Genomic DNA, 21570 nt, shown 5'->3' with positions numbered 1-21570 from the left:
AAAACAATACAGTACAAACAGCCCAACCGCAGGGGAGTTCTTTGTGAGCGATTTATTCAACTGGGGTGTCTTCGCCGTCGTGGTGGTCGCCCTCCTGGTGTTTGATCTTGGCGTGCTGCACAAGCACGACAAAGAAATCACCATCCGCGACAGTCTGAAACTGTCCGCCTTCTATATCTGCGCCGGGCTCTTGTTCGGTTGTTGGGTGTGGTACTCACGCGGCCCCAAAGACGGCATGGACTTCTTCACCGGGTTTCTGGTCGAGAAATCGCTCTCCATGGACAACGTGTTTGTTATTTCCATGATCTTTACCAGTCTGGCGATTCCGCGCCTCTACCAGCATCGTGTGCTGTTCTGGGGCATTCTGGGAGCGCTGGTCATGCGGGCGATCATGATTGGTCTGGGTGCCGCGCTGGTCCACGAATTTGCCTGGCTACTGCTGTTCTTTGGCCTGTTTCTGGTGTTCACCGGTTTTAAAATGCTGTTTGCCAAAGAGAAGGAAGAAACACTGGAAGACAGCAAACTGTTCCGGTACCTCAAGACCCATCTCAGGCTCACACCGCGGCTGTACGACAATCACTTTGTCATTGAGGGCAGCAAACATGGCCTGACGGCCGGCCGCTGGGCTACGCCGCTGTTGCTGGCCCTGCTGATGGTGGAAGGCGCCGATCTGATCTTCGCGGTGGATAGCATCCCGGCGATCTTCGCCATCACGCAAGACCCGTTCGTGGTGTACACGTCCAATATCTTTGCCATTCTGGGTTTGCGCGCGCTGTACTTTGCGCTGGCAGGCATGGTGCACCGTTTTGTATACCTGAAGTATGCGCTGGCACTGGTGCTGATCTTTATCGGCGTGAAGATCGGGCTGGTGTATGCCGGGGTGAAGGTCCCGTCCGTGTTGTCACTCTGCGTGACGTTTGGCTTGCTGGTGGCGGGAGTGCTGTTCTCCATGTTCAAGACAAGCCGCCCGGTGTCCTGAGCGGCCCAGCGCAGATCAGCGACGGATGATCACACAGGTCGCCGTCGCGTGCGCGAGCAACACGCCTTCGGCATTGCGGATACTGCCTTCCGATACCGCAATCGTGCGCGAGACATGCAGTACACGGCCTTCTGCAACCAGTGTCTCGTTGCGCGGTACCGGTTTGACCATCTTCACGTTCAGATCAACCGTACTGTAGCCAACGCCGGCTTCCAGCGTCGTGTGCACGGCGCAAGCAGTCACGGAATCGAGAACCGTCGCAGCAAAACCTCCGTGGACACCCCCTAGCGGGTTCAGGTGACGTTCATCCGCGTGCGCAGTGAACTTCACGTACCCTTCTGCCGCTTCTGCCATCGACATCGGCATGGTCTGGGTAATGGATGGTGCCGGCAACTTGCCCGCAGCCATGGCTTGCAGGATTTCGAGGCCGGTCAATTCAGCAATGGATTTGCTCATGGTGTACTCGTAAAGGGTAGATAGAACAAAGGCCGGTACAGGACCGGCCTTGATATGAGAAACGCGCTGTTCAGCTATCGTTTTTCTTCAGTTCTTCCACCAGCGCCACGTACTGGGTCATGGCTTCATCGCCGGTCAGGCCCTTAAGCTTGGCCCAGGCGTCGTACTTGGCTTGTGCCACAAAGTTGATGGCGGACGGACGATCGCCACTGACGTCACCATCGGCCGCTTGCTTATACAGCGCATACAGCTTCAGTTTGGTCTGGACATCCGGCGCGTCGTTGAGTTGAACGACTTCTTCCTGTGCGGTTTTGAACTGCTCGGCCAAAGTAGACATGCTGACTCCCTGCAAATCCAGGTTTTAAATGGTTTTAAACGATTGTTTGAATCTCCAGCGCCGAGTATAGCCCCGCCTCGCAGGCCGGGCTATCCATCAAACAGTGGCACCGGGGAAAACCACTACAAACGCGACAGTTCGTCTCGCATCGCCCCGCTTAGTACGCGCCGTGGCCACCTGTGACACTGCGAATCGTCTTGCAGATAATGGCGATGTCGTACCAGAGGTTCCAGTTCTTCACGTACCAGGCATCCAGCGCCACACGCTCATCATAGGTGGTGTCGTTGCGACCGGATACTTGCCACAAGCCAGTCAGACCCGGGCGCGCTTCCAGATAAAAGTCCACCTTGTCACCATACCGCTCCAGCTCTTCATCAATGATGGGACGTGGCCCCACAAGGCTCATCTCGCCCTTGATGACGTTCCACAACTGTGGAATTTCATCCAGGCTGGTGCGGCGCAGGAAGTGGCCAATCCGCGTAATGCGTGGATCATTCTTGAGCTTGAAATCTTTGTCCCACTCCGCCCGCGCTTGCGGGTCAGTCGCCAGCAGGTGTTCCAGCACTTCCTGGCTGTTGTGCACCATGGTCCGGAACTTCCAGCATTTGAACAGCTTGCCGTTCATGCCCACCCGCATGTGGCCAAAAAACACACTACCCGGCCCGCCCTGGCGCTTGACCTGCCACATCAGATACAGCAACACCGGCGAAAGCAGCAGCAAACCAATCAGAGCACCGGTCAGATCAAAAATCCGCTTCATCCACATCAGCGTGCGGACGGTCAGATTATTGCGCACCCGTAGCAGCAGTACTTCGTGGCTGAAAAAGTGATACGGCACCACACCGAACAATGGCAAACCTGCCACTGGCGGGATGATGTGGATATCTTTGTAGCGCAGCGTCAGTTGTTCGATCTGGTTAGAGAGCGCCTTGAGTTCTTCTTCATCCACCGCCACCACGACATGGGGCCGTTCGTTGGCATTCAGCCAGTTCATCAAGCCTTCGCGCTCAATGGTGATGACAGGCAAGGTCTCGCCGTTAAGTCCGATCGTATCCGGGCCGTTCTGGCTCACCGACAAAAAAGCTTCGATCCGGAATCCTAACTGGCGTTCGCTCTTCATGGCGCAATAGGCTGCAGTCGCATTCTCGCCCGTCCCGACGATCACCGTGGGCATTTGCCAGATATTGAGCTTGAGGAGCAAGCCCTTGGCCGCGCCGCGAAACCAGGGCAGTAGCAACATGGCCACGCCCCATGACACCGGCCACAGAAAACGGGACACCGTGAACTTGCCCAGCAGAACCAGCATGCCGTTCAACAGCCCCGCGAGCAGCAAGGCGCGCAAGATATCGAGCAACTGATCCCAGAATGGCAGGCGCAAGCTGTAGTGCCCACGCCACCAGAAGTTAGTCACTGTCAGCAGCGCCAGCAGCAAAAACGCCATGCCCTGTTGCCGGCCTTCCCACGCCCACCACAGGTCAAAACTGGCACTGATGCGCTCATAGCGGAAGATCCACAGCAGCAACATGGCCACACCAAATGCAATCGCCAAAGCCAGGAAGTCAGCTAGCGCCAGCCAGATTTTGGCGCGCTCAGGCCTTTCGTGTTTAAGCGCCATAAGTCGAGGGATTCTCCGTCTCTGCCGCGGGTGCAATGCCATACGCTTTGTAAAGCGCGGTCATCATCACATCCAGCGAATAGTTTTCTTGAACAAATTGCCGCGCACGCCCCCCCAGCGCCACGCGAGCATGCTTATCCTGGGCCAGTAACGCCAGCCTTGCTGTGAAGTCCGTGGCGGAGCTGGCCAGATAACCGTTGTCGCCATCTTTCACCAGATCACGGTTGCCGATCACATTGGTGGCAATCACTGGCAAACCGGCGCCCATGGCCTCCAGCACAGCGACGGGCATCCCTTCCCAGCGCGATGTCTGGATATAAATGTCCAGTTCGGCCATACGGGCCAGCGCGCTCTTGCGATCAACCCAACCCGTCACCGCGACATGCGCATCGCGCAAGGCCATTTCGCCAGATTCATCACCCCCGCCAATCCAGACAAACTCAATCTCACCCGGTTTGCCCAACGCAGCGGCAATCTCTGCGAACAGCTCTGGATTACGCGCAAGCGTAACGCGCCCGACCGTGCCGATGCGGACGACACCGTGATTGCCCGGTGCCGGTGTGATCGCGCCCAGATCCACCGCGTTATGTACTTCCTGCACATTGCTGGAAAGATGCGTGCGAATCTCTTTGGCTTCACCCGGCGAACAAGCAATAAACGTGACCGGAGACCCCGCCAGCAGCTTTTCGATCACCAAAAAAATGGTGTTCTTCAACCGGCCCTCGGCACGCTGCAAAAATGACAAGCCATGGGGCGAGAAGAACCAGCGAGGCCCACGGTATATCCAGCTCAGAATGCGGCCCAATGCACCGGCTTTGCTCGAATGCAGATGAACAACATCCGGCTGGAGTGCCTTGAGCGTGTTATGCAACATGCGGCCAGCCTTGAAATCGGCCAGCGGCGAAATAGCACGGGTCATTGGCAGTTGTATCAGCTCGATCCCGTCTGCAAACAGCTCGCGCCAGTTGGCGGGTGTTTCTTCACGCACGCTGTGAATCACCGTGACCTGGTGGTGATCAGCGATCTGGCGGTTTGCCATGGCGGTCACCATCGACAAGGTGCCAGCGCCAAAAGATTCAACGACGTGGGCAATATGGCTCATGTGGCCTTCCCTCGCCGCAGTTGTGATTTGAGTTTGAAAATCAGCTGGTAAGGCAGCACGAGTAACACCGCAGAACGCGCCATGCCAAGCCATGCGGCCGGGCTGGCGTCTTTGTGCTGCCATTGCAACGCCAACCGGCTTTTGATCTGACGTTGACGTTTCGATAGCGAAATCCCGTCAGGATCCAGCTCATAGTGGATGATCACATCCGGCAAATTGGCAACTTCAAAATGCTGTACGAAGGACCAGAACAAGGCGTAGTCCTCAGCCGCCGGCGCATTCAGCGGGTAATGTCCGGTGCGCGCCAGTGCTGCCGCACGGAACATCACGGCCGGATGGATAAACGCCGAGTTGCGGCGCATGGCGCGGACGATTTCGGCGTGCGCGGCTGGATGCCGCAGCACAAACTGTTCTGCGCCAGACTGATCCACCATGCTCGCCGCGCCCCCCAGCAACATCACTTGCGGGTGCGCATCCAGATAGGCGACCTGGCGGGCAATGCGATCAGGCACATTGGTATCACCACAATCCAGACGGGCGATCAGTTCATAGCCGCGTGATTCAATCCAGGACAAACCACTGTTAAGCGCATGTTCAATGCCACGGTTTTGCGGCAGATGCAAAAAGCGCAATGCACCCTGGGCGACAAACGCGTCGCGGGCGGCACGTTCATCAATGGGTGCGCGCGTGCTGCCGTCGTCGACGACCAGCACATCTACCTGCTCATCACGGCCAAACGAGGCGAGAGAGCGCACCACCCCATCCGGGTTGTTGTAGTGCGGAATCAGGCATACGGCGCGGTTCTGGTTTTGATCCATCTTCAATTACAAGTCTGTTATGAGTGTCCAGGTCGCCGCGTCGGCTATGCCTGGTTTCTTTACGATTGTCGTCAACCGGTTTTGTTCACTGCAACATCACCCTGTCGGCACCAAGTGGTCTCATGACCAGCTTTTTACCCCTAGCCATTGCTTTACCTGGCGTGCCACGCCAAACGGCACCACCAGCCATACGAGGGGTTTAAGCAACATCAGCCAGGAGCGTGGCGAGGCGTCGACGTACCGCAACAGCACCTTGAACCGTGACCACTGCTGGCGTCGCCGACGACTGAGCGAAATCCCCGCCGTGGTGTATTCGGTGCGGACCAGCACATCCGGCAGATTGGCCGTACGGTAACGCGCGACAAATTTCCAGAAATAGGCAAAGTCTTCCGCCGCCTTGCAATCGACCGGATAGTCACCCAACGCATCAATTCCTGTCATGCGGAACATGACCGCCGGATGCGTAAACGCATTGTCGACGTGCATCTGGCGCACGATCTCTTCATGCGTTTGCGGCTGGCGCAGCGTGAAACGGTCACCTGTTTCGTCAAAAAACACGACGGCGCTGCCGAGCAGATAAATCTCCGGATGGGCATCCAGATACGCAGCCTGACGCGTGCAACGATCCGGCACATTCAGATCAGCGCAATCCAGACGTGCCACGTAATCGTAATGACCCGCAGCACGGATCCCTGCCAGACCAGCGTTCAGTGCATATTCAATGCCCTGGTTTTGCGGCAAGTACACAAAGTACACTTCACCTTGTGCTCGCCATGCCGCACGACAAGCGGCTTCGTCCAGCTTCTGCCGCACACTGCCGTCATCGACAATCCAGGCATCAACCTGTTCTTGCTCACCCACAGAGGCCAGCGATTCGCACATGCCTTGTGGATTATTGAAATGCGGAATCAGCAGCGCAGTACGGTTGCGCCGTGTCACGTCTGAGTTCACCGATTCTGCTCCTGGCCCATCGCGTGTCGTGCCGGAATGGTGACCGGGCTGCCCAGCAGCGCAGCCCAACGATCCAGCAGCGTGTTTTTGTCATAATCGTAGGCACGCAGGCGCAACTGGCCTGCCAACGCAGGGTGGCGTGGCATCTGCGTCAGAATGCGATCTGCCAGCGCGGCGCCGGTTGCCTCGGTCGATACATAATCGGCGGCGTACTCGCCAAACAATTCCACCACCCCGCCCGCTGGTGTCGTCACCACCGGCAGGCCGGCTTTCATCGCCTCCAGCACTACCAATGGACATCCCTCAAACCAGGACGTCAGTAACAGAAAATCCGCCCGATGCATGAAATCGGCGACGTCGTGCCGGGTGCCCATGAATTCGATCAAGCCCGCCAGACCGCGTTGCTCTGCCTGAGATTGCAAGTGCGCACGCAAAGGCCCGTCACCCAGCACGGTCAGCTTGGCCAGTTGCCCGCGCGTGACCAACGCCGCGAGTGTATCGAGCCACAGCACGGGTTGTTTTTCGACGTCGATACGCCCTACAAACAACAGACGCACCGGATTGCCCGGATAGCGTGGCGGGCGCGGCTCAATGTTCTCGACAAAATTGGGGATGACCTCCCAGCCCTTGCCAATGGGTTCGTCCAGCCACTTGCTCATGGATTCACGCGCGTGTTTCGATACAAACACGGCCTCGCCGATGCGACGATAAATGCTTTGGCATGCCAGACGATGGATGGGGTTCATGTGTGCGCTGGCATCCACATCAGCCAGCGGACCGTGCACCCAGGCCAGCACGCGTTTGCGCAGCCCGCGTGTAGCTGCCCAGGTCATGTACAACGGCATGAGGAAGGTCGCCGCGACGACGATATCTGCTTCGCGCGCCAGTTGCCGTGTTGCGCGCCAGCCAGCCAGCCAGGTCCACGGTTTGCGGGAGTTCCAGATTTGCGACAGGTCGACCACCTTGACGCGACGTGTACGCTCTTGCCACAAGTTGGTCGCATCGCCCAGGGTCACCAGTGTGACATCAAAACCGCGTTCGGCCAGGCCCTCGCCCACCAGCGCGGCGCAACGCTCGACACCGCCCAGACCCAATCCACGCAAGAAAAAAGTGATTTTCATGTTCTACCCGTCAGCCGTCGCAGCACACCCAGCAATCCGCGCCCAAGACGGTGTTTGAACCATTGTTTTCGATAAAGCGCCGCATACCCTTCCGGTACCGGCAACACGGCCTTGAGCCGAGCGGCAACGGACAGCGTGCGTGCAGACGCTTCTGTACGTTGCCAGCCTTCCAGCCATGCCAGCCCCAGCACACTGACGCCACCGGGATGTGCGGTGTGGATCGCCAGCAGCATGTCGGCATACGTGGCGAACTCTGCGGCGGTTAGTGTACGGCCTGGCTCTGCATACTCGGCAAACAACCCGGCCCGCGTCTGCAAATGCTCAGGCAGTAACGAGGGTGCATAATCCGCACGGATGCGTTGCGCGGTCTGGCGTAGTGCTTCACGCCTTGTTTGTGTGATCTGCCCGGCGTGACAGCGGTAAAGCAGCAACGGTTGCGCGACATTGACAAAACGTGCGCCGCGCGCGGCCAGTGCACACCACAACGCATAGTCTTCTGCATGTGTGGCGGTGGCATCGTATGGCACCTGCCGCAGGATCTCGGTCCGCGCCATCACGCTAGGGTGAGCAAAGGCCACATTAAACAGCAATTGGAGCTTGATGGCGGCGTCGTCCAGCGGCGTTTGCCATACGCCGGACCGCTCGCCGAAAAACTGTACCCAGGTGCCGCAGACATCTGCACCAGTCTGTGTCAGGACATCCAGCTGGATTTGCAGACGTTGTGGTTCCGCAAGGTCATCCGCATCCATACGCGCCAGCCAGGGAGCCCGCGCCATGGCGATCCCTTCATTCAGGGTGGCAATCAGGCCCCGATTTTCCCGGCTGACAAGGTGAAAACGCGGATCACGCACGGCATGCGCCTGCAAGACCGCCAAGGTGTGATCCGTCGACCCATCGTCAATGGCGATGCATTCGAAATCACCCAGGGTTTGCGCAGAGAGCGAATCGAGGGTTTCCCGCAAAAATGTCGCGCTGTTGTAGCAGGGCAAAATAATGCTGATCAGGGGCGAAGTCATGCGCTGGCCTCTTTAAGCACGCGGCGGGCTCGCCACCAGAACGCCACCACAATCCAGGTTTCGACCAGCAGCACCACTTGCGCCGCGCGTACGGCACCGTGACCGGGCAAAAACAACAGCAGACCTGCCACGTTGATCACACCGGCCACGATCAGCACGCGGCTGAAATAGCGCTCCTGACCAAACGGCAGTAACGATTGCATGCCGAAGACGTAACTAAACGCACTCAACAAGACAATGGGCGCCAACCACATCATGACCGGACTGGCCGCAGCCAGATCGTGGCCAGCCAGGAATGGCATCAACCATGGCGCACCCACCAGCAAAACCAGCGTCAGCACAACGCCCGCGCCACCCTGCACCAGCATAGCCTTGCGGATCATGCGTACGGCAGCAGGTTTGTCGTTATGGGCCAGTTGCGCAATACGCGGATAGGTTGCTTGTACCAGCAACGAAATCAGCCCCTGTACGTTCACCAGCAATTTGTTGGCTGCCGCAAAATACCCCACTTGCAACACGCCAGCGTACAAGCCAACCAGGGTGGTGGTCGCTGTGGTGTAAAGACTGGTCGACAGTGCCGACAGGAAAAACGGCCAGCTATTCACCAGTGACACACGGATATCCGCTTTGCCTGGTTTGACCCAGGCCGGACGCGGCAAACCCCATTGGCTAAACCACCAGAACATGCCGGCCAGGATCATCGGTGCGGCTTGCAAAACCACGGCCAGATTCACATCGGCCGGACTTTTCACCAACAACAGCAGGAATCCAAGCAACAACGCGCGCGCCAGCACACTGATGATCGAGGCGATACGCAGCTCTTCCATGCCCTGGAAATACCAGGTTGGAAACGCGACCGAAGCAATCACGTTGGTCAAGGAAAACAGGAAGACCGGGGCAAGCGCCCGCCAGTCGGGCACGAAGGCGGTCGCGGCGGCGAGGAGGCCAATGGAAATCAGCATCAGTACGCTTTTGGCCACCATCGTTCGCCAGAAAATGGCGGCAATTTTTGCAGGATCATCGCGTGAGACGGCGATCTCTCGGGTGGCGGAAAGATCAAAGCCGAAGTCAGTGAACAAAATACCGTACTGGACCACAGACGCGGCGTAGTTCATGGCACCGAATGCCTGTGCCTGCAACACATGGGTCAGAAACGGAAAGGTGACGAAGGAGATCAGATACTGCAGCCCCTTCACCACGTAGAGCGCCAGGATATTGGACGCCAGTTTGCGATCCATCAGGGCTTGATCCCCACCGGCACGGGATGCGCGAAAACGTTGTCGCCGTAACTGCGCAAGATTTCTGCAATCACCACGTGATAGCCCTGATACCAGGTCTGGTAGTTCTGTTTGGCCGTGATGTGATCAGGGTGCTTCATCAATCGTTGCAGACCTTCCATGCTGTGCCAGTAGTACACCACGCAAGTCTGGCCTTTGGCTGTGTTTTCCCAAGTGTCCTGCCCGGCGAAGTCCGGATCAGCGGCAGCCGCCTGCATGATCGCCGCATCAAGACGGTCGAACTCGGCGTCGTACTGCTTTTTGGCAAAGATAAACGTGGCTGAATACATAGGTCGCGCGGTAATGGTATGGCCCATAAGCAACAACCCGCGTTATCCGACGCGGGTTGTTCGTAAAACAGGCCCATTGTATTTGATAAGGCCAACCAGGGCTGTAACGGTTTTACGGTTCAGGCAAACCCGTTCGGGTTATTGCTTTGCCAGCGCCAGCTATCGGCACACATGTCTTCGAGCGACTTCCGGGCTGTCCAGCCCAACTGGGCCTGGGCTGACGCCGGGTCTGCGTAGCAAGCGGCGATATCACCGGGGCGACGATCAACCAACTGGTAAGCAATGGTTTTGCCGCTGGCTTTTTCAAACGCCTTGATCATGTCCAGCACCGAGTAGCCCAAGCCAGTACCCAGGTTCACCGTGACCGTACCCGGGCCCTGCGCGAGCTTTTGCAACGCCTTGACGTGCCCCACCGCCAGATCCACGACGTGAATGTAATCACGCACACCCGTACCATCCGGCGTCGGATAATCATGGCCAAATACGGAGAGCTTCTCGCGCTTGCCCACGGCCACCTGTGCCACAAACGGGATCAGGTTATTGGGGATGCCCTGAGGATCTTCGCCAATCAGGCCGGACTCATGAGCGCCAGCGGGGTTGAAGTAACGCAGCAACGCCAGATGCCATGACTGATCAGCACGATACAGATCACGCAGCATGTCTTCGATCATCAGCTTGGATCGACCATACGGATTGGTGGCCGACAACGGGAAGTCTTCCTTGATCGGCACCGCATGCGGATCGCCATACACTGTGGCCGAGGACGAAAACACGAGTTGCTTCACGCCGGCAGCCTTCATGGCTTCCAGCAAACGGACCGTGCCGACAAAATTATTGTCGTAGTACTCCACGGGTTTCTGTACCGATTCACCCACGGCCTTGAGCCCGGCAAAGTGCACCACGGCGCCGATGGGCCAGCGGGCAAACGCGTCATCCAGCGCTTTGCGATCACGAATATCCCCCTCAACCCAGGCCACCGGCTGACCGGTAATGGATTCAAGGCGCTTGATGACTTCCGGCTTGGCGTTGCAGAAGTTGTCGAAGATAACCGGTGTAAAACCGGCCGCCAACAGTTCGATATAGGTATGCGAGCCGATATAACCGGCGCCACCAGTCAGCAGTACGTGCATGCGGTTTCCGTTATACAAAGTTGAGGTTCATTCACGCCAATGCAAAAACAGCGTGCAGGCTCGGGGACGCACGCTGCTTCACATTAACGCCGCTCCTGCCGCCACAACATGACAAGAGCAATACAGAGGAAAAACAAGGTCGGTATCGATACCACCACCGCCGGCGGCCAGCTTCGCAACTCGCCGAGGTAAACCACGACCTGATTAAGAAAGTGGAACGCCAGCCCCACCAGAATGCCGGCGAATAAACGCACACCCACGTTGCCGCTACGGCGCTGCGTTTGCGCGAAGGGCAACGCAATCACAATCATCGACAAACAGGCCAGCGGGTAGAACAACTTGCCCCACAAGGCAAGTTCATAGCGTGATGTTTTCTGGTTGTTGCGGCGCAAGTGATCAATGTAGCTATAGAGCGAACGGCCAGACATCTGCGACGGTTCAACCAGCAGCACAGCCAGCATTTCCGGGGTGATTGAGGTCTCCCAGACTCCGGTCGCACTGCGCTTCATGGTCACGCCGGCTTCATCCGGCGCAAATTTCGTCTCGGCAGCGCTTTCAAGCTCCCACTCACCATGGCCTTTGTACTTGCCCTGGGTGCCATCCAGAATCCGGTTGAGCACCATCTTGTCGCCGAATTCGTAAATCCGGATACCCAGAATGGTCAGGTCAGGCAGCATTTCTGAGATGTTGACGATCTGGTGACCATCTTTGACCCACACGCCCGAGCGGAACTCGCCGACCAGCATGGCTTTTGTCGCAGCCAGGCGATGCTGGTTGGCGGCCTGCTTGGCGACCGGCGCGACGTATTCGCCCAGAAGCAACGTGGCAGCGCCATACAACACACCAATACTCAGCAGCCAGAACAACAACCGTTTAACCGAAACGCCTGCCGCACGCATGACTGTCAGCTCAGCATTACCAGCCAGCGTAGACAGCGCAAAGATGCCGCCGATCAGCACGGCAATCGGCATGAGGTTATAGGCGTTGGAAGGCGTTTGGAGGAACACATAGATCAGCGCATCAGTCAGCGTGTAGCCGCCTTTGCCCAGATCACCCAGTTCCCCAATCAAATCAAAGAAGTTGTACAAGCCCAACAGACCGATCAACGTAAACAGAATGAATACGGTCAATTGCTTGAAGAGATAGCGCGCCAGAATTTTCATCATGACACGCTCCGGCTGTTGCTACGCCAGACATACAGCCCGAACACACAGACAGCCGCAAAGACGTGCAGTGGCCACATATTGATCCACATCGGCACTTTGCCGTCGGCCACCCAGGCCTGCATGATGTTGACCATGCTGTAGTACACAAAGTACAGAAAGACTGCGACCACCAGGTTCAACGCCCGACCACCGCGCGGGTTGAAGAACGCCAGAGGGATGGCTGCCAAAGTAAGAATCAGTGCCGACAACGGCAAAGACAGGCGCCATGCTATTTCTGCGTTTTTCTCGGCGCTATCGGTGCCGAGCAAATCCAGAGTGGATGTGGCTTGTGTGTTGGGGCTGGTTGCCGGGCGGTCAGCCGTCTCGATACGCAGTTGGGCGTGATCAAACGTCACCGAGTCATATTCGATCTTGCCCGGTTCGCCCTGGTAAGAACGGCCCTTGCCCAGCCACAGCCAGCGCTCGCCGTTTGCATCCAGAAACATCCCGCCTTTTTCAGCCATGATGATCGAGATGTTTTTGTCTTTTTTCATCTGCACAAAGACGTTGTTGCCCGCGTTGGTCTGGTTGGTGAAGTTCTCGACAAAATACACGCGGTCGGCAGAAGGCGACTCACGGAACACGCCCGGCGCCACTTGGGTGACCTCCTGGCGCGACATGGATTTCTCCCGGAATTCATTGCCTTTTTTCAGTGCCCACGGTGAAACCACCAGAGAGAGCACGGCGATGAGCGCGACCACCGGCAAGGAAAACTCCAGCACCGGCGCGATGAAATTGCGGATAGAGCGGCCGCTGGCAAACCAGATCACCATCTCGTTGTCGCGCCATAACCGCGTCATGGACGCCAGCACGGACACGAACAACATCAGCGACATGAGAATAGGCAGGTAGCGCACCGCCGCAAAGCCCATCATGGCCCACACGGCGGATGAGGCCAGCGCGCCGATGGCGGCCTGGCCCAACAAGCGCACGACCTGGGTGGTCATGACAAGGAGCAGCAACACGGCGAAAACCGCCATGGCTACCCACGTCATTTCCTGAATCAGGGTCTTGCGAAAGAGCATGCGTTTTTGACTTATAAGGGGGGACAGGAAATAATCACGCGAGCCTTTAGCAAACAATCCGCGCTCTGGTCATGCATTCTGCATGCAAATGCGGTTGCTCACCAACAAACTCAAGCCCCATAAGGGCTCGCACCAACAATAGATAAGTTGCACATATCAGCGCAACGGAGGCCGGTACCATGGAATATATCATTAATCTCACCCCCCCCGAAAAAGACACAGCCCAAACCCTGATTCTGCCGGTATCCGGCAAGAAGCTGGCAAACGGCCTCGCCAAGCTCGACAACGCCGCTGGCGGCGTGTTGTCTGCCCTGGTGACTGCGGGCGAAGTGGGCGAGAAAGCAGGCAGCGTTGCCAGCACACATGCGAGCATCGACGGCCAACTGCGCCGCGTCATCCTGGTGCAAACCGGTGACAACCCGGACCAAACCGCTTTCCGTACTGCCGCTGCTGCCGCCGCCAAGGCCGCCGTCGCGGGCAAAAGCGCTAGCGCCAGCAATCACTTGCTGCTGGCTGTGGGCAAAGCGCTGGATATCCAGACCGCAGCTGCCGTCATTGCACAGGCTTCGGTTTTTGAAGGCTATCGCTTCGACCAGTTCAAATCCAGGCCAGAAGCTGTGAGTACGCTCACCAGCGTCTCCATCTCCGTCAGCAAGAAAGGCGATGTGGAAGACGCCCAGGCCGGTTTGAATCAAGGTCTGGCCATCGGCCACGGTGTGAACTTCACCCGTGATCTGGGCAACGCACCAGGCAACGTCTGCACGCCGACTTACCTGGCCGAACAAGCCCTCGCATTGGGCAAGGCCACCAAGATCAAAGTAGACGTTCTTGAAGCTGCCGACATGGAAAAGCTCGGCATGGGCTCCTTTCTGGCCGTTGCCAAGGGTTCTATCGAGCCGCCCAAGCTGATCACGCTGGAATACAAAGGTGGCAAGGGCAAGCCGGTGGTCCTGGTGGGCAAGGGCATTACGTTTGATTCCGGCGGTATCTCGCTCAAGCCGGGCGAGGGCATGGATGAAATGAAATACGATATGTGCGGTGCGGCTACCGTACTGGGCGTATTCAAGGCGCTGACTGCGCTCAAGCTACCGATCAACGTGGTGGGTGTGATCGCAACTTGCGAAAACATGCCGGCTGGCAACGCCTACAAACCGGGCGACATCCTGACCACGATGTCCGGTCAGACTGTTGAAGTGCTGAACACCGACGCGGAAGGCCGTCTGATTTTGTGCGACGCGTTGACCTACGCCGCCCGCTTCGAGCCAGAAACCATCATCGACATCGCCACGTTGACCGGCGCTTGCGTGATTGCACTCGGTCATATCGCGACCGGCCTTTATGCCAACGATGAAAAGCTGGCAGAACAACTGCTGGCCGCCGCCGGCACCACCGGTGACAAAGCCTGGCGTATGCCGCTGTGGGATGACTATCAAGAACAGTTGAAGTCCAACTTTGCGGATATGGCCAACATCGGTGGCCGTCCGGGTGGTTCGATCACGGCGGCTGTGTTCCTGTCCCGCTTTGTGAAAGACACCAACTGGGCGCACATGGATATCGCTGGTACAGCATGGAAGTCTGGCGCCGCCAAGGGTGCAACGGGTCGTCCGGTACCGCTGCTGGTTGAATTTTTGAGCCAGCGCGCTGCCAAGGCCGCCAAGAAGAAATAAGTCGTAGTTACGGTACACTAGCCGGTTGATCCAGAACCCAAAGCATTCATGGCCGAAGTCACTTTTTATTTCAATGTGAAAAACCGCGAGCAGGCTTTAGCCCAGCTTGTGGGTAAGGCCGTGGCGCAAAAATGCGCTGTCTCGGTCCTCACTGCCAGTGAGGCCGAGGTGGCGCATCTGGATCGTTTATTGTGGGATACCCCGCAGACCGGCTTTTTGCCACACTGCCGTGCCGGCGATGACATCGCGGCACAAACACCGGTTGTGCTTGATTGCCGCGCAGAACTGCTATCGCCTCGCCAGGTGCTGTTCAACTGGACGGGCGATGTCATCAGCGCGGTTGCCGAGCACGATCGGATTATCGAAATTGTCCCGCAGGACGAAGAACAACGACTGGCCGCCCGCGAACGCTGGCGCGGCTGGCAAGCCTTGGGCCTCAAGCCTGTGGCAATTGATATGCTGGAGCTGGCTCGCCAGCGCTCTGGCGGAGAAGCGGCGTGAGCCAGGAAGAAGAAAAAAGCCTCAGCCCGCTCTTTACCAAAATGGATGCGCTGCTGGCACGCCATCGTGGCCCCGGGCACAAGGACAATGAAGTCCTGCCCGTGCTGACCGATATCGCGGAAGAAGAAGCCCCCATCCCCGTGTTGACCGAGATGGCCAGCACCGCGCCAGCGGGCTCGCTGATGTTCGACCCACACGATTTTCTGGCACCGCCGCCGCCCGCGCCGCCCTCCCCGATACCGGTGGCAGACCCGCAGGCGCGCAAAAAGGATCCGGAGTTCCTGGATTTACCCTTGCTGGATCTTGAATCGCTGCTACGTGAGCGGGCGCCGTTCGGGCCTTCGCACGATCTCACGATTGAACCCTTTACTGACGACGCACCCGCCGCAGTAGATGCTTCAGCGGAACATGCGACCACCGTCGTGCCGGGCATGGATAGTGAAAGCGAAGCACTGGAACTGGCGCACGCGGCGGATGATATCCCTGAACTGCAGGTCACGATTGCAGACGCCGAGCCCACGACGGGCGACGTGGCTACCATGCATTGGGAAGAAACAGCTGATCCTTATGATCTGTACGTAGCCACTGCAGCCGACGCCGCGACACCACCTGATCAGGCCCCGGAGATTGAGGTAGAAGAAATCTCGGCAGCCGGCGTCGACAACGCAGCGGACTGGTCGACGGTTTCACCCTGGTGGTCAGAGCGGACTGAGGCTACCGCGGACGCAGAAACGCTGGCGGCATCCGCCGGGGCGGGTTTTGTCGAGGGTGCCGCAGAGCCGGCTCCGGAACACACGACTGAGCCGGAATACGCTCAGCCAGACATCGTGACGACGCCCGCAGCCCTGTTGCAAGAAGATGAGCACGCGGCGATCTCGCTGGACTGGCATGGCACGCAGGAACCACCGCTGGAATTGAATCTGGATGAATTTCGGGAAGAAGATTCTGCCGATGAAGCCCCGATGCCTGGTCTCCACGAACACATCGGGAATTCGGTCACCGAAATCGCCTTGCCTGCCGGCCCTGGCGACAGTGTGGTGGAGCCGGATCTCCCCGCCGTGCACGAACCCGTTGCCACAGCGGCCCCGCCCGCACCCATGCTGGATGAATCCGCCATCATTGAGATGACGGCCAGCGTTGCAGCGCATCTGGCCGTCGATATTTCGACGGAGGTGGAGCAACTGACCCGTCGTCACTTCGCCCACATGATGCAAACCTTGTACGGCGAAGCACTGACACAGTTGATTGATCAAGTCGGCACTGCCCTGGAAGAACGATTGGCGCCGCGTATCGACAAACTCGTTCGTGAAGAATTGAAGGCCCGAGGGCTCACCCTGCCACGCAGCGAAGACAATCAAACGCCATAAAACCCGACACCGGGCGCACCACACCCCGTCAAACGAAAAAACCGCCTCAGAGGGCGGTTTTTTTTAATCGGCGATCCTCTAGCGGTGGAGCCATTTGCGCAGCACTTTGGCAATACGCCAACCCGTCAATGCCATCGGCAGCACTTTGGCAATCCATGTCAGACGTCCTCTTGCCAACAAGACGGTCGCGATATCCGCAAAACCAGCGGGCCCGGTAAATGCACGCAGGATGCCCCGGGCAGCGCTGCCTTTATTGAATGGCGAACGCAGACGTTCCCAGTCCTCAGCCAGTTGCAGGCGAAACGCATCGGCCTGCAGTTGCAAAGTCACTTTCCTGAGTTCCCGCAATTCACGACGCGTAAGTTGACTCATGGCAGCAACTGCTCCCGATCTTTGCGTAATTGTTCCAGCGTCGCCGCAAACGGCTGCGGTGCCCGCAGAATGGTCCGCCAGGCGCCCCACATACACAACGCCCCACCAAGCAGATAAACCAGCGCCACAATCAATAGCGCCATCCACCGGTATGGCTCGCTAACCCACCAGACCACGGCCACCGACAACACGCCCAACCCCAACCAGAGCACCCCTGCGCCAACCAGCGCCAGGATAATCACCGTCAGCAGTCGCTCGCGCTCTTCTTCCAGCTCCAGCCCGAGCAATGACAAATGATTATGGGCCAGCCCGACCAGGTTGGATGCCAGTCGTTGGGCCAGCCCATGATGTGGCGGGCTTGCGGATGCTTGTTCTTCGCTCATGCCACTCCTGCCGGCTTAACGACGCGAAACCAGCATGCCCAGCAGGAACCCGATACCGGCAGCCACACCAATGGATTGCCACGGGTGATCATGCACGTATTCATCGGTTGCCTTGGCGGCTTCTTTGGCCTTGCCTGCGATCAGACGCTCGGTCTCACCCAGCTTGGCCTTGGCAGCCTGCAGGTTTTCCAGAATCCGGGTGCGCAATTCGCGAGCCTTGTCACCACTCTCGCCCACTGCATCACGCAGAAGGCTCTCGGTATCGGTCAGCACGGTTTGCAGATCATCGATCAATTGTTCTTCATTCGCCTTGACGGACATGGTTGTTTCTCCTGGATGCGTTGCAACAGGTTCCATTGTGGGACATTTCCTGCCAGAACCAAGCTCGAGTTTGCCGAAAAGTGCGTCGGACTTCATCCGACCGGCATAGGCGATCACCTTCTCTTGATCGATAACAGGGAAAACATCTGCCTGATCACGCGGGCTTCGACCCAGACGCTGTGGCCGTATGTGCCGCCAAAAACGTGCGGTTCAAGCCGTATCACCGCCAAAACAAGTATAATTCCCGGTTTTGCATCGCAACCCTGGTTCCTTCCCCCATGAGCACTGCACTCGAACAACTGGCCAAGAGCTTTGAGCCGGCCGCCATTGAGGCCAGCTGGTACCCGCGCTGGGAATCCGCCCAGTATTTCAGCCCCAGCATGGACGTGAACGCGCCATCGTTCTGTATCCAGCTGCCGCCACCGAACGTGACGGGGACGCTGCATATGGGCCACGCTTTCAATCAAACCATCATGGATGGCCTGACCCGCTATCACCGTATGAAAGGTGAAAACACGCTCTGGCTGCCGGGTACCGACCACGCCGGTATTGCGACGCAGATCGTGGTGGAACGCCAACTGGATGCACAAGGCGTATCGCGCCATGATCTGGGCCGCCCAGCCTTCATTGAGAAAGTATGGGAGTGGAAGAAACAGTCCGGCGACATCATCACCGGCCAGATGCGCCGCATGGGTGCGTCGGTGGACTGGAGCCGTGAGTACTTCACCATGGATGACAAGATGTCCTCCGTGGTGACCGAAGTATTCGTGCGCCTGTTTGAAGAAGGGTTGATCTATCGCGGCAAGCGCCTCGTGAACTGGGACCCGGTACTGGGCACCGCCGTGTCGAACCTCGAAGTCATCTCTGAAGAAGAAGACGGCAACCTTTGGCACATCCGCTATCCGCTGGTTGAGGCCGACACCAAGACGGGTCTGACCCACCTGACCGTGGCCACCACCCGCCCGGAAACCATGTTGGGCGACGTTGCCGTGATGGTTCACCCGGAAGACGAGCGCTATCAGCACCTGATCGGCAAGAGGGTCAAACTGCCGCTGTGCGACCGCGAGTTGCCGATCATTGCCGAAGATTACGTCGACAAGGAATTCGGCACTGGCGTGGTCAAGGTCACCCCGGCGCACGACTTCAACGACTACGCCGTCGGCCAGCGCCACAATCTGCCGCAGATTTCCATCCTCACGCTGGATGCGAAAATCAACGATGCCGCGCCCGCCGCCTATCAAGGCATGGAGCGCTTTGCGGCCCGCAAGCAAGTCGTCGCCGATCTGGATGCACAAGGCTTCCTGGTCGAAGTGAAGAAACACAAGCTGATGGTGCCGCGCGGCGATCGTACCGGCACGGTCATTGAGCCCATGCTGACCGACCAGTGGTTTGTCGCCATGAGCAAGCCGGACGCCCCTACCGGCAAGAGCATCACGCAAAAAGCGCTGGATGTGGTCGATAACGGCGAAGTGCAGTTTGTGCCGGGCGACTGGGTTAACACCTATCAAGCGTGGCTGAAGAACATTGAAGACTGGTGTATCAGCCGCCAGTTGTGGTGGGGTCATCAAATCCCCGCCTGGTACGATGCCGACGGCAAGGTGTACGTTGCCCGTACCGAAGCCGAAGCGCTGCAAAAGTCCGGCGGCAAACCGCTGACGCGCGACAACGACGTGCTGGATACCTGGTTCAGTTCTGGTCTCGTGCCGTTCTCGTCCCTGGGCTGGCCGAATGAAACCGCCGAGCTGAAGGCGTTTATGCCTTCGTCCGTGCTGGTGACCGGCTACGACATCATCTTCTTCTGGGTTGCCCGGATGATCATGTTCAGCACCCACCTGACCGGCAAAGTGCCGTTCAAACAGGTGTACGTGCATGGTCTGGTGCGTGACGGCGAAGGCAAGAAGATGTCCAAGTCCGAAGGTAACGTACTCGACCCGGTCGACTTGATTGATGGCATTGCACTGGAGCCGTTGCTGGAAAAGCGCACCTCTGGCCTGCGCCGTCCGGAAAAAGCCCCGCAAGTGGCCGCCAAGACCGAGAAAGAATTCCCGAACGGTATTCCGGCCTATGGCGTTGATGCCCTTCGCTTTACCTTTGCCAGCCTGGCCAGCCTGGGCCGCTCCATCAACTTTGACCAGAAGCGCTGCGAGGGTTATCGCAACTTCTGCAACAAGCTGTGGAACGCCACCCGCTTTGTGCTGATGAATGTCGAAGGCAAAGATTGCGGCCTGGAAGACAACGCAGAGCTGGATTTTGGCTTTGCCGACCGCTGGATCATCAGCAAGCTGCAAGAAGCCGAGAAGAACGTCACCCTGGCACTGGACACCCTGCGTTTCGACCTGGGTGCGCAAGCCATTTATGAGTTCGTCTGGAACGAGTACTGCGATTGGTACATCGAACTGGCCAAGGTTTCCGTACAGAACGGTACCGAGGCACAGCAACGCGCCACGCGCCGGACGCTGATCCGCGTGCTGGAAGTGATCCTGCGTCTGGCTCACCCGATCATGCCGTTCATTACGGAAGAGTTGTGGCAGACCGTGGCCCCGCTGGCTGGCCGCAAGACCACCGATTCGATCATGGTTGCCGCATGGCCGGTTGCCGACGAGAGCAAGATCGACGCAGCTGCCATTGCCGAAGTCGAAGAACTCAAGGCACTGGCTTTTGCCGCCCGTAACCTGCGCGGCGAAATGGGCTTGTCACCAGCCCAGAAGGCGCCGCTGTTCCTGGAAGGCGATACCAGCCTGGCCAAGTTCGGTCCGTATCTGGTGCCCCTGTGCAAGCTGACTGAAGTCAACGTCGTCGCCAAACTGCCGGAAGATGATGCTCCGGTCGCTGTGGCCGGTACCACCCGTCTGATGCTCAAGGTCGAGATCGATAAGGCAGCAGAAACGGCGCGCCTGACCAAAGAGATCGCCAAAACGGCAGAAGGCGTCGAGCGTGTGAAATCCAAGCTGGAAAAACCGGGCTATGTCGACAAGGCCCCGGCGCATCTGGTGGAGAAAGACCGCGCCCAGATCGCCGAACTGGAAGGCAAACTGGCGCAACTGACGGCGCAACTGGCCAAACTGGCCTGATTGCCGATAGACAAGCCATGAAAAAGCCCGCCGGATCACTCCGGCGGGCTTTTTGTTATCTGTAGCGACGCGTTGCTTAGTTCAGCGGAATGCTGGCCGAGATATCCAGCCAGGCACCCGGCTGGGCGACCGGCACAGCGACGTTGGCAGCGACGACTGGCACGCGGGCCTGATAGGTGTGGCCTTGATACCAGACCCACTGGCCCGGCTGGTAAACGTAGCCTGGACGCCAGTCAACGAAGTGGTGATGACGGGTCTCGGCCCAGCGATCCCAACGACCGCGATCATGCCAGCGCGGGTCATCGTGGTAGCGCGGGTCATCGTGGTAGCGCGGGGGCGGGCCACGGTGGTCATCTTTGTACCAGCCTTCGTGGCGGCCGTGATCATGGTGATCGTCGTGCCAGTGGTCATCATCGTGGTCGTGGGCCAGGGCGGCACTGACACTGCCAACCATGACAAGAGCCAGCAGTGTATTCATCAAAGTACGGGTGCGGGGCTTCATGATGTATCTCCTTTGTCGATCTTGTACTGAAGCGATGGCGCCATCGTGCCCGGCTTTGTACATC

22 protein-coding genes are annotated in these 21570 nt (G+C 58.2%); 5 read left to right on the top strand and 17 right to left on the bottom strand.

The features are described from left to right. The first annotated feature begins 43 nt into the window (after positions 1-43). Complete coding sequence (locus IEX44_RS15340) at positions 44-979, top strand: TerC/Alx family metal homeostasis membrane protein (RefSeq protein WP_229679206.1); 936 nt, start codon at positions 44-46, stop codon at positions 977-979. Between the two features lie 15 nt (positions 980-994). On the opposite strand, the gene IEX44_RS15335 is transcribed toward IEX44_RS15340, so the two are convergent. From IEX44_RS15335 to lptF, 13 genes are all read right to left on the bottom strand, one after another. Continuing rightward, positions 995-1435 (bottom strand): PaaI family thioesterase, encoded by a 441-nt coding sequence (locus tag IEX44_RS15335; RefSeq protein ID WP_188695771.1) that lies wholly within the window; start codon positions 1433-1435, stop codon positions 995-997. 70 nt (positions 1436-1505) lie between these two features. Further along, the gene (locus tag IEX44_RS15330) at positions 1506-1772 is read right to left on the bottom strand and encodes an acyl-CoA-binding protein (RefSeq protein WP_184100644.1); all 267 of its coding nucleotides are present in this window, start codon (positions 1770-1772) and stop codon (positions 1506-1508) included. A gap of 157 nt (positions 1773-1929) precedes the next feature. Continuing rightward, positions 1930-3387, bottom strand: a complete 1458-nt coding sequence (gene wbaP, locus IEX44_RS15325) for an undecaprenyl-phosphate galactose phosphotransferase WbaP (RefSeq protein WP_188695768.1) — start codon at positions 3385-3387, stop codon at positions 1930-1932. Continuing rightward, a complete protein-coding gene (locus IEX44_RS15320; protein WP_188695765.1) occupies positions 3377-4489 on the bottom strand; it encodes a glycosyltransferase in 1113 nt (370 codons plus the stop codon). The genes wbaP and IEX44_RS15320 overlap by 11 nt, the downstream gene beginning before the upstream one ends. Continuing rightward, positions 4486-5307, bottom strand: a complete 822-nt coding sequence (locus IEX44_RS15315) for a glycosyltransferase (protein WP_188695762.1) — start codon at positions 5305-5307, stop codon at positions 4486-4488. The genes IEX44_RS15320 and IEX44_RS15315 overlap by 4 nt, the downstream gene beginning before the upstream one ends. A 120-nt stretch (positions 5308-5427) precedes the next feature. After that, positions 5428-6258 carry a glycosyltransferase gene (locus IEX44_RS15310; protein ID WP_188695758.1) on the bottom strand — a complete coding sequence of 277 codons (831 nt, stop codon included), beginning with the start codon at positions 6256-6258 and terminating at the stop codon, positions 5428-5430. Further along, positions 6255-7379, bottom strand: coding sequence for a glycosyltransferase (locus IEX44_RS15305; protein WP_188695754.1), 1125 nt, complete (start codon positions 7377-7379; stop codon positions 6255-6257). The genes IEX44_RS15310 and IEX44_RS15305 overlap by 4 nt, the downstream gene beginning before the upstream one ends. Then, positions 7376-8395, bottom strand: a complete 1020-nt coding sequence (locus tag IEX44_RS15300; RefSeq protein WP_188695752.1) for a glycosyltransferase family 2 protein — start codon at positions 8393-8395, stop codon at positions 7376-7378. Before IEX44_RS15300 ends, IEX44_RS15305 begins: the two co-directional genes overlap by 4 nt. Further along, positions 8392-9633 carry an oligosaccharide flippase family protein gene (locus IEX44_RS15295; protein WP_188695749.1) on the bottom strand — a complete coding sequence of 414 codons (1242 nt, stop codon included), beginning with the start codon at positions 9631-9633 and terminating at the stop codon, positions 8392-8394. The genes IEX44_RS15300 and IEX44_RS15295 overlap by 4 nt, the downstream gene beginning before the upstream one ends. Then, positions 9633-9989 carry an antibiotic biosynthesis monooxygenase gene (locus tag IEX44_RS15290; protein WP_229679202.1) on the bottom strand — a complete coding sequence of 119 codons (357 nt, stop codon included), beginning with the start codon at positions 9987-9989 and terminating at the stop codon, positions 9633-9635. Before IEX44_RS15290 ends, IEX44_RS15295 begins: the two co-directional genes overlap by 1 nt. A 92-nt stretch (positions 9990-10081) precedes the next feature. Next, positions 10082-11092 (bottom strand): UDP-glucose 4-epimerase GalE, encoded by a 1011-nt coding sequence (gene galE, locus IEX44_RS15285; RefSeq protein ID WP_188695747.1) that lies wholly within the window; start codon positions 11090-11092, stop codon positions 10082-10084. 83 nt (positions 11093-11175) lie between these two features. Then, positions 11176-12258 (bottom strand): LPS export ABC transporter permease LptG, encoded by a 1083-nt coding sequence (gene lptG, locus IEX44_RS15280; protein ID WP_188695744.1) that lies wholly within the window; start codon positions 12256-12258, stop codon positions 11176-11178. Further along, positions 12255-13322 (bottom strand): LPS export ABC transporter permease LptF, encoded by a 1068-nt coding sequence (gene lptF, locus IEX44_RS15275; protein ID WP_188695741.1) that lies wholly within the window; start codon positions 13320-13322, stop codon positions 12255-12257. The genes lptG and lptF overlap by 4 nt, the downstream gene beginning before the upstream one ends. A 179-nt stretch (positions 13323-13501) precedes the next feature. Here lptF and IEX44_RS15270 point away from each other — a divergent pair, with 179 nt between their 5' ends. The 3 genes from IEX44_RS15270 to IEX44_RS15260 are packed head-to-tail and all read left to right on the top strand — an operon-like array spanning position 13502 to position 16857. Next, a complete protein-coding gene (locus tag IEX44_RS15270) occupies positions 13502-14989 on the top strand; it encodes a leucyl aminopeptidase (protein WP_188695738.1) in 1488 nt (495 codons plus the stop codon). Positions 14990-15037: 48 nt separating this feature from the next. Continuing rightward, complete coding sequence (locus tag IEX44_RS15265; RefSeq protein ID WP_188695735.1) at positions 15038-15490, top strand: DNA polymerase III subunit chi; 453 nt, start codon at positions 15038-15040, stop codon at positions 15488-15490. Beyond that, the gene (locus IEX44_RS15260; protein ID WP_188695733.1) at positions 15487-16857 is read left to right on the top strand and encodes a hypothetical protein; all 1371 of its coding nucleotides are present in this window, start codon (positions 15487-15489) and stop codon (positions 16855-16857) included. Before IEX44_RS15265 ends, IEX44_RS15260 begins: the two co-directional genes overlap by 4 nt. 78 nt (positions 16858-16935) lie before the next feature. Here IEX44_RS15260 and IEX44_RS15255 read toward each other — a convergent pair whose 3' ends face one another. The 3 genes from IEX44_RS15255 to IEX44_RS15245 are packed head-to-tail and all read right to left on the bottom strand — an operon-like array spanning position 16936 to position 17933. Further along, positions 16936-17229: a hypothetical protein gene (locus IEX44_RS15255; RefSeq protein WP_188695729.1), complete on the bottom strand. Its 294-nt coding sequence runs from the start codon at positions 17227-17229 to the stop codon at positions 16936-16938. Then, positions 17226-17612 (bottom strand): phage holin family protein, encoded by a 387-nt coding sequence (locus tag IEX44_RS15250; RefSeq protein WP_188695727.1) that lies wholly within the window; start codon positions 17610-17612, stop codon positions 17226-17228. The genes IEX44_RS15255 and IEX44_RS15250 overlap by 4 nt, the downstream gene beginning before the upstream one ends. A 15-nt stretch (positions 17613-17627) precedes the next feature. Beyond that, entirely contained in the window at positions 17628-17933 is a 306-nt protein-coding gene (locus IEX44_RS15245) for an ElaB/YgaM/YqjD family protein (protein WP_188695724.1), read from the bottom strand. Positions 17934-18211: 278 nt separating this feature from the next. Between IEX44_RS15245 and IEX44_RS15240 the strand changes: the two genes are divergently transcribed. Then, positions 18212-21004, top strand: a complete 2793-nt coding sequence (locus IEX44_RS15240; RefSeq protein WP_188695721.1) for a valine--tRNA ligase — start codon at positions 18212-18214, stop codon at positions 21002-21004. 76 nt (positions 21005-21080) lie between these two features. Here IEX44_RS15240 and IEX44_RS15235 read toward each other — a convergent pair whose 3' ends face one another. Next, positions 21081-21506, bottom strand: coding sequence for a hypothetical protein (locus tag IEX44_RS15235; RefSeq protein WP_188695718.1), 426 nt, complete (start codon positions 21504-21506; stop codon positions 21081-21083). Positions 21507-21570 lie beyond the last annotated feature (64 nt).

The organism is Silvimonas amylolytica (genome assembly GCF_014645555.1).
In the GTDB taxonomy this organism is placed as follows: Bacteria; Pseudomonadota; Gammaproteobacteria; order Burkholderiales; family Chitinibacteraceae; genus Silvimonas; species Silvimonas amylolytica.
This window is presented reverse-complemented; position numbering and strand designations above follow the sequence as displayed.

Excerpts from the sequence above, each read along its gene's own strand:
- IEX44_RS15335 (WP_188695771.1), bottom strand. The coding sequence starts at position 1,435 with ATGAGCAAATCCATTGCTGAATTGACCGGCCTCGAAATCCTGCAAGCC.
- IEX44_RS15330 (WP_184100644.1), bottom strand. The coding sequence starts at position 1,772 with ATGTCTACTTTGGCCGAGCAGTTCAAAACCGCACAGGAAGAAGTCGTT.
- wbaP (WP_188695768.1), bottom strand. The coding sequence starts at position 3,387 with ATGGCGCTTAAACACGAAAGGCCTGAGCGCGCCAAAATCTGGCTGGCG.
- IEX44_RS15320 (WP_188695765.1), bottom strand. The coding sequence starts at position 4,489 with ATGAGCCATATTGCCCACGTCGTTGAATCTTTTGGCGCTGGCACCTTG.
- IEX44_RS15315 (WP_188695762.1), bottom strand. The coding sequence starts at position 5,307 with ATGGATCAAAACCAGAACCGCGCCGTATGCCTGATTCCGCACTACAAC.
- IEX44_RS15305 (WP_188695754.1), bottom strand. The coding sequence starts at position 7,379 with ATGAAAATCACTTTTTTCTTGCGTGGATTGGGTCTGGGCGGTGTCGAG.
- IEX44_RS15300 (WP_188695752.1), bottom strand. The coding sequence starts at position 8,395 with ATGACTTCGCCCCTGATCAGCATTATTTTGCCCTGCTACAACAGCGCG.
- IEX44_RS15295 (WP_188695749.1), bottom strand. The coding sequence starts at position 9,633 with ATGGATCGCAAACTGGCGTCCAATATCCTGGCGCTCTACGTGGTGAAG.
- IEX44_RS15290 (WP_229679202.1), bottom strand. The coding sequence starts at position 9,989 with ATGGGCCATACCATTACCGCGCGACCTATGTATTCAGCCACGTTTATC.
- galE (WP_188695747.1), bottom strand. The coding sequence starts at position 11,092 with ATGCACGTACTGCTGACTGGTGGCGCCGGTTATATCGGCTCGCATACC.
- lptG (WP_188695744.1), bottom strand. The coding sequence starts at position 12,258 with ATGATGAAAATTCTGGCGCGCTATCTCTTCAAGCAATTGACCGTATTC.
- lptF (WP_188695741.1), bottom strand. The coding sequence starts at position 13,322 with ATGCTCTTTCGCAAGACCCTGATTCAGGAAATGACGTGGGTAGCCATG.
- IEX44_RS15270 (WP_188695738.1), top strand. The coding sequence starts at position 13,502 with ATGGAATATATCATTAATCTCACCCCCCCCGAAAAAGACACAGCCCAA.
- IEX44_RS15265 (WP_188695735.1), top strand. The coding sequence starts at position 15,038 with ATGGCCGAAGTCACTTTTTATTTCAATGTGAAAAACCGCGAGCAGGCT.
- IEX44_RS15255 (WP_188695729.1), bottom strand. The coding sequence starts at position 17,229 with ATGAGTCAACTTACGCGTCGTGAATTGCGGGAACTCAGGAAAGTGACT.
- IEX44_RS15250 (WP_188695727.1), bottom strand. The coding sequence starts at position 17,612 with ATGAGCGAAGAACAAGCATCCGCAAGCCCGCCACATCATGGGCTGGCC.
- IEX44_RS15245 (WP_188695724.1), bottom strand. The coding sequence starts at position 17,933 with ATGTCCGTCAAGGCGAATGAAGAACAATTGATCGATGATCTGCAAACC.
- IEX44_RS15240 (WP_188695721.1), top strand. The coding sequence starts at position 18,212 with ATGAGCACTGCACTCGAACAACTGGCCAAGAGCTTTGAGCCGGCCGCC.
- IEX44_RS15235 (WP_188695718.1), bottom strand. The coding sequence starts at position 21,506 with ATGAAGCCCCGCACCCGTACTTTGATGAATACACTGCTGGCTCTTGTC.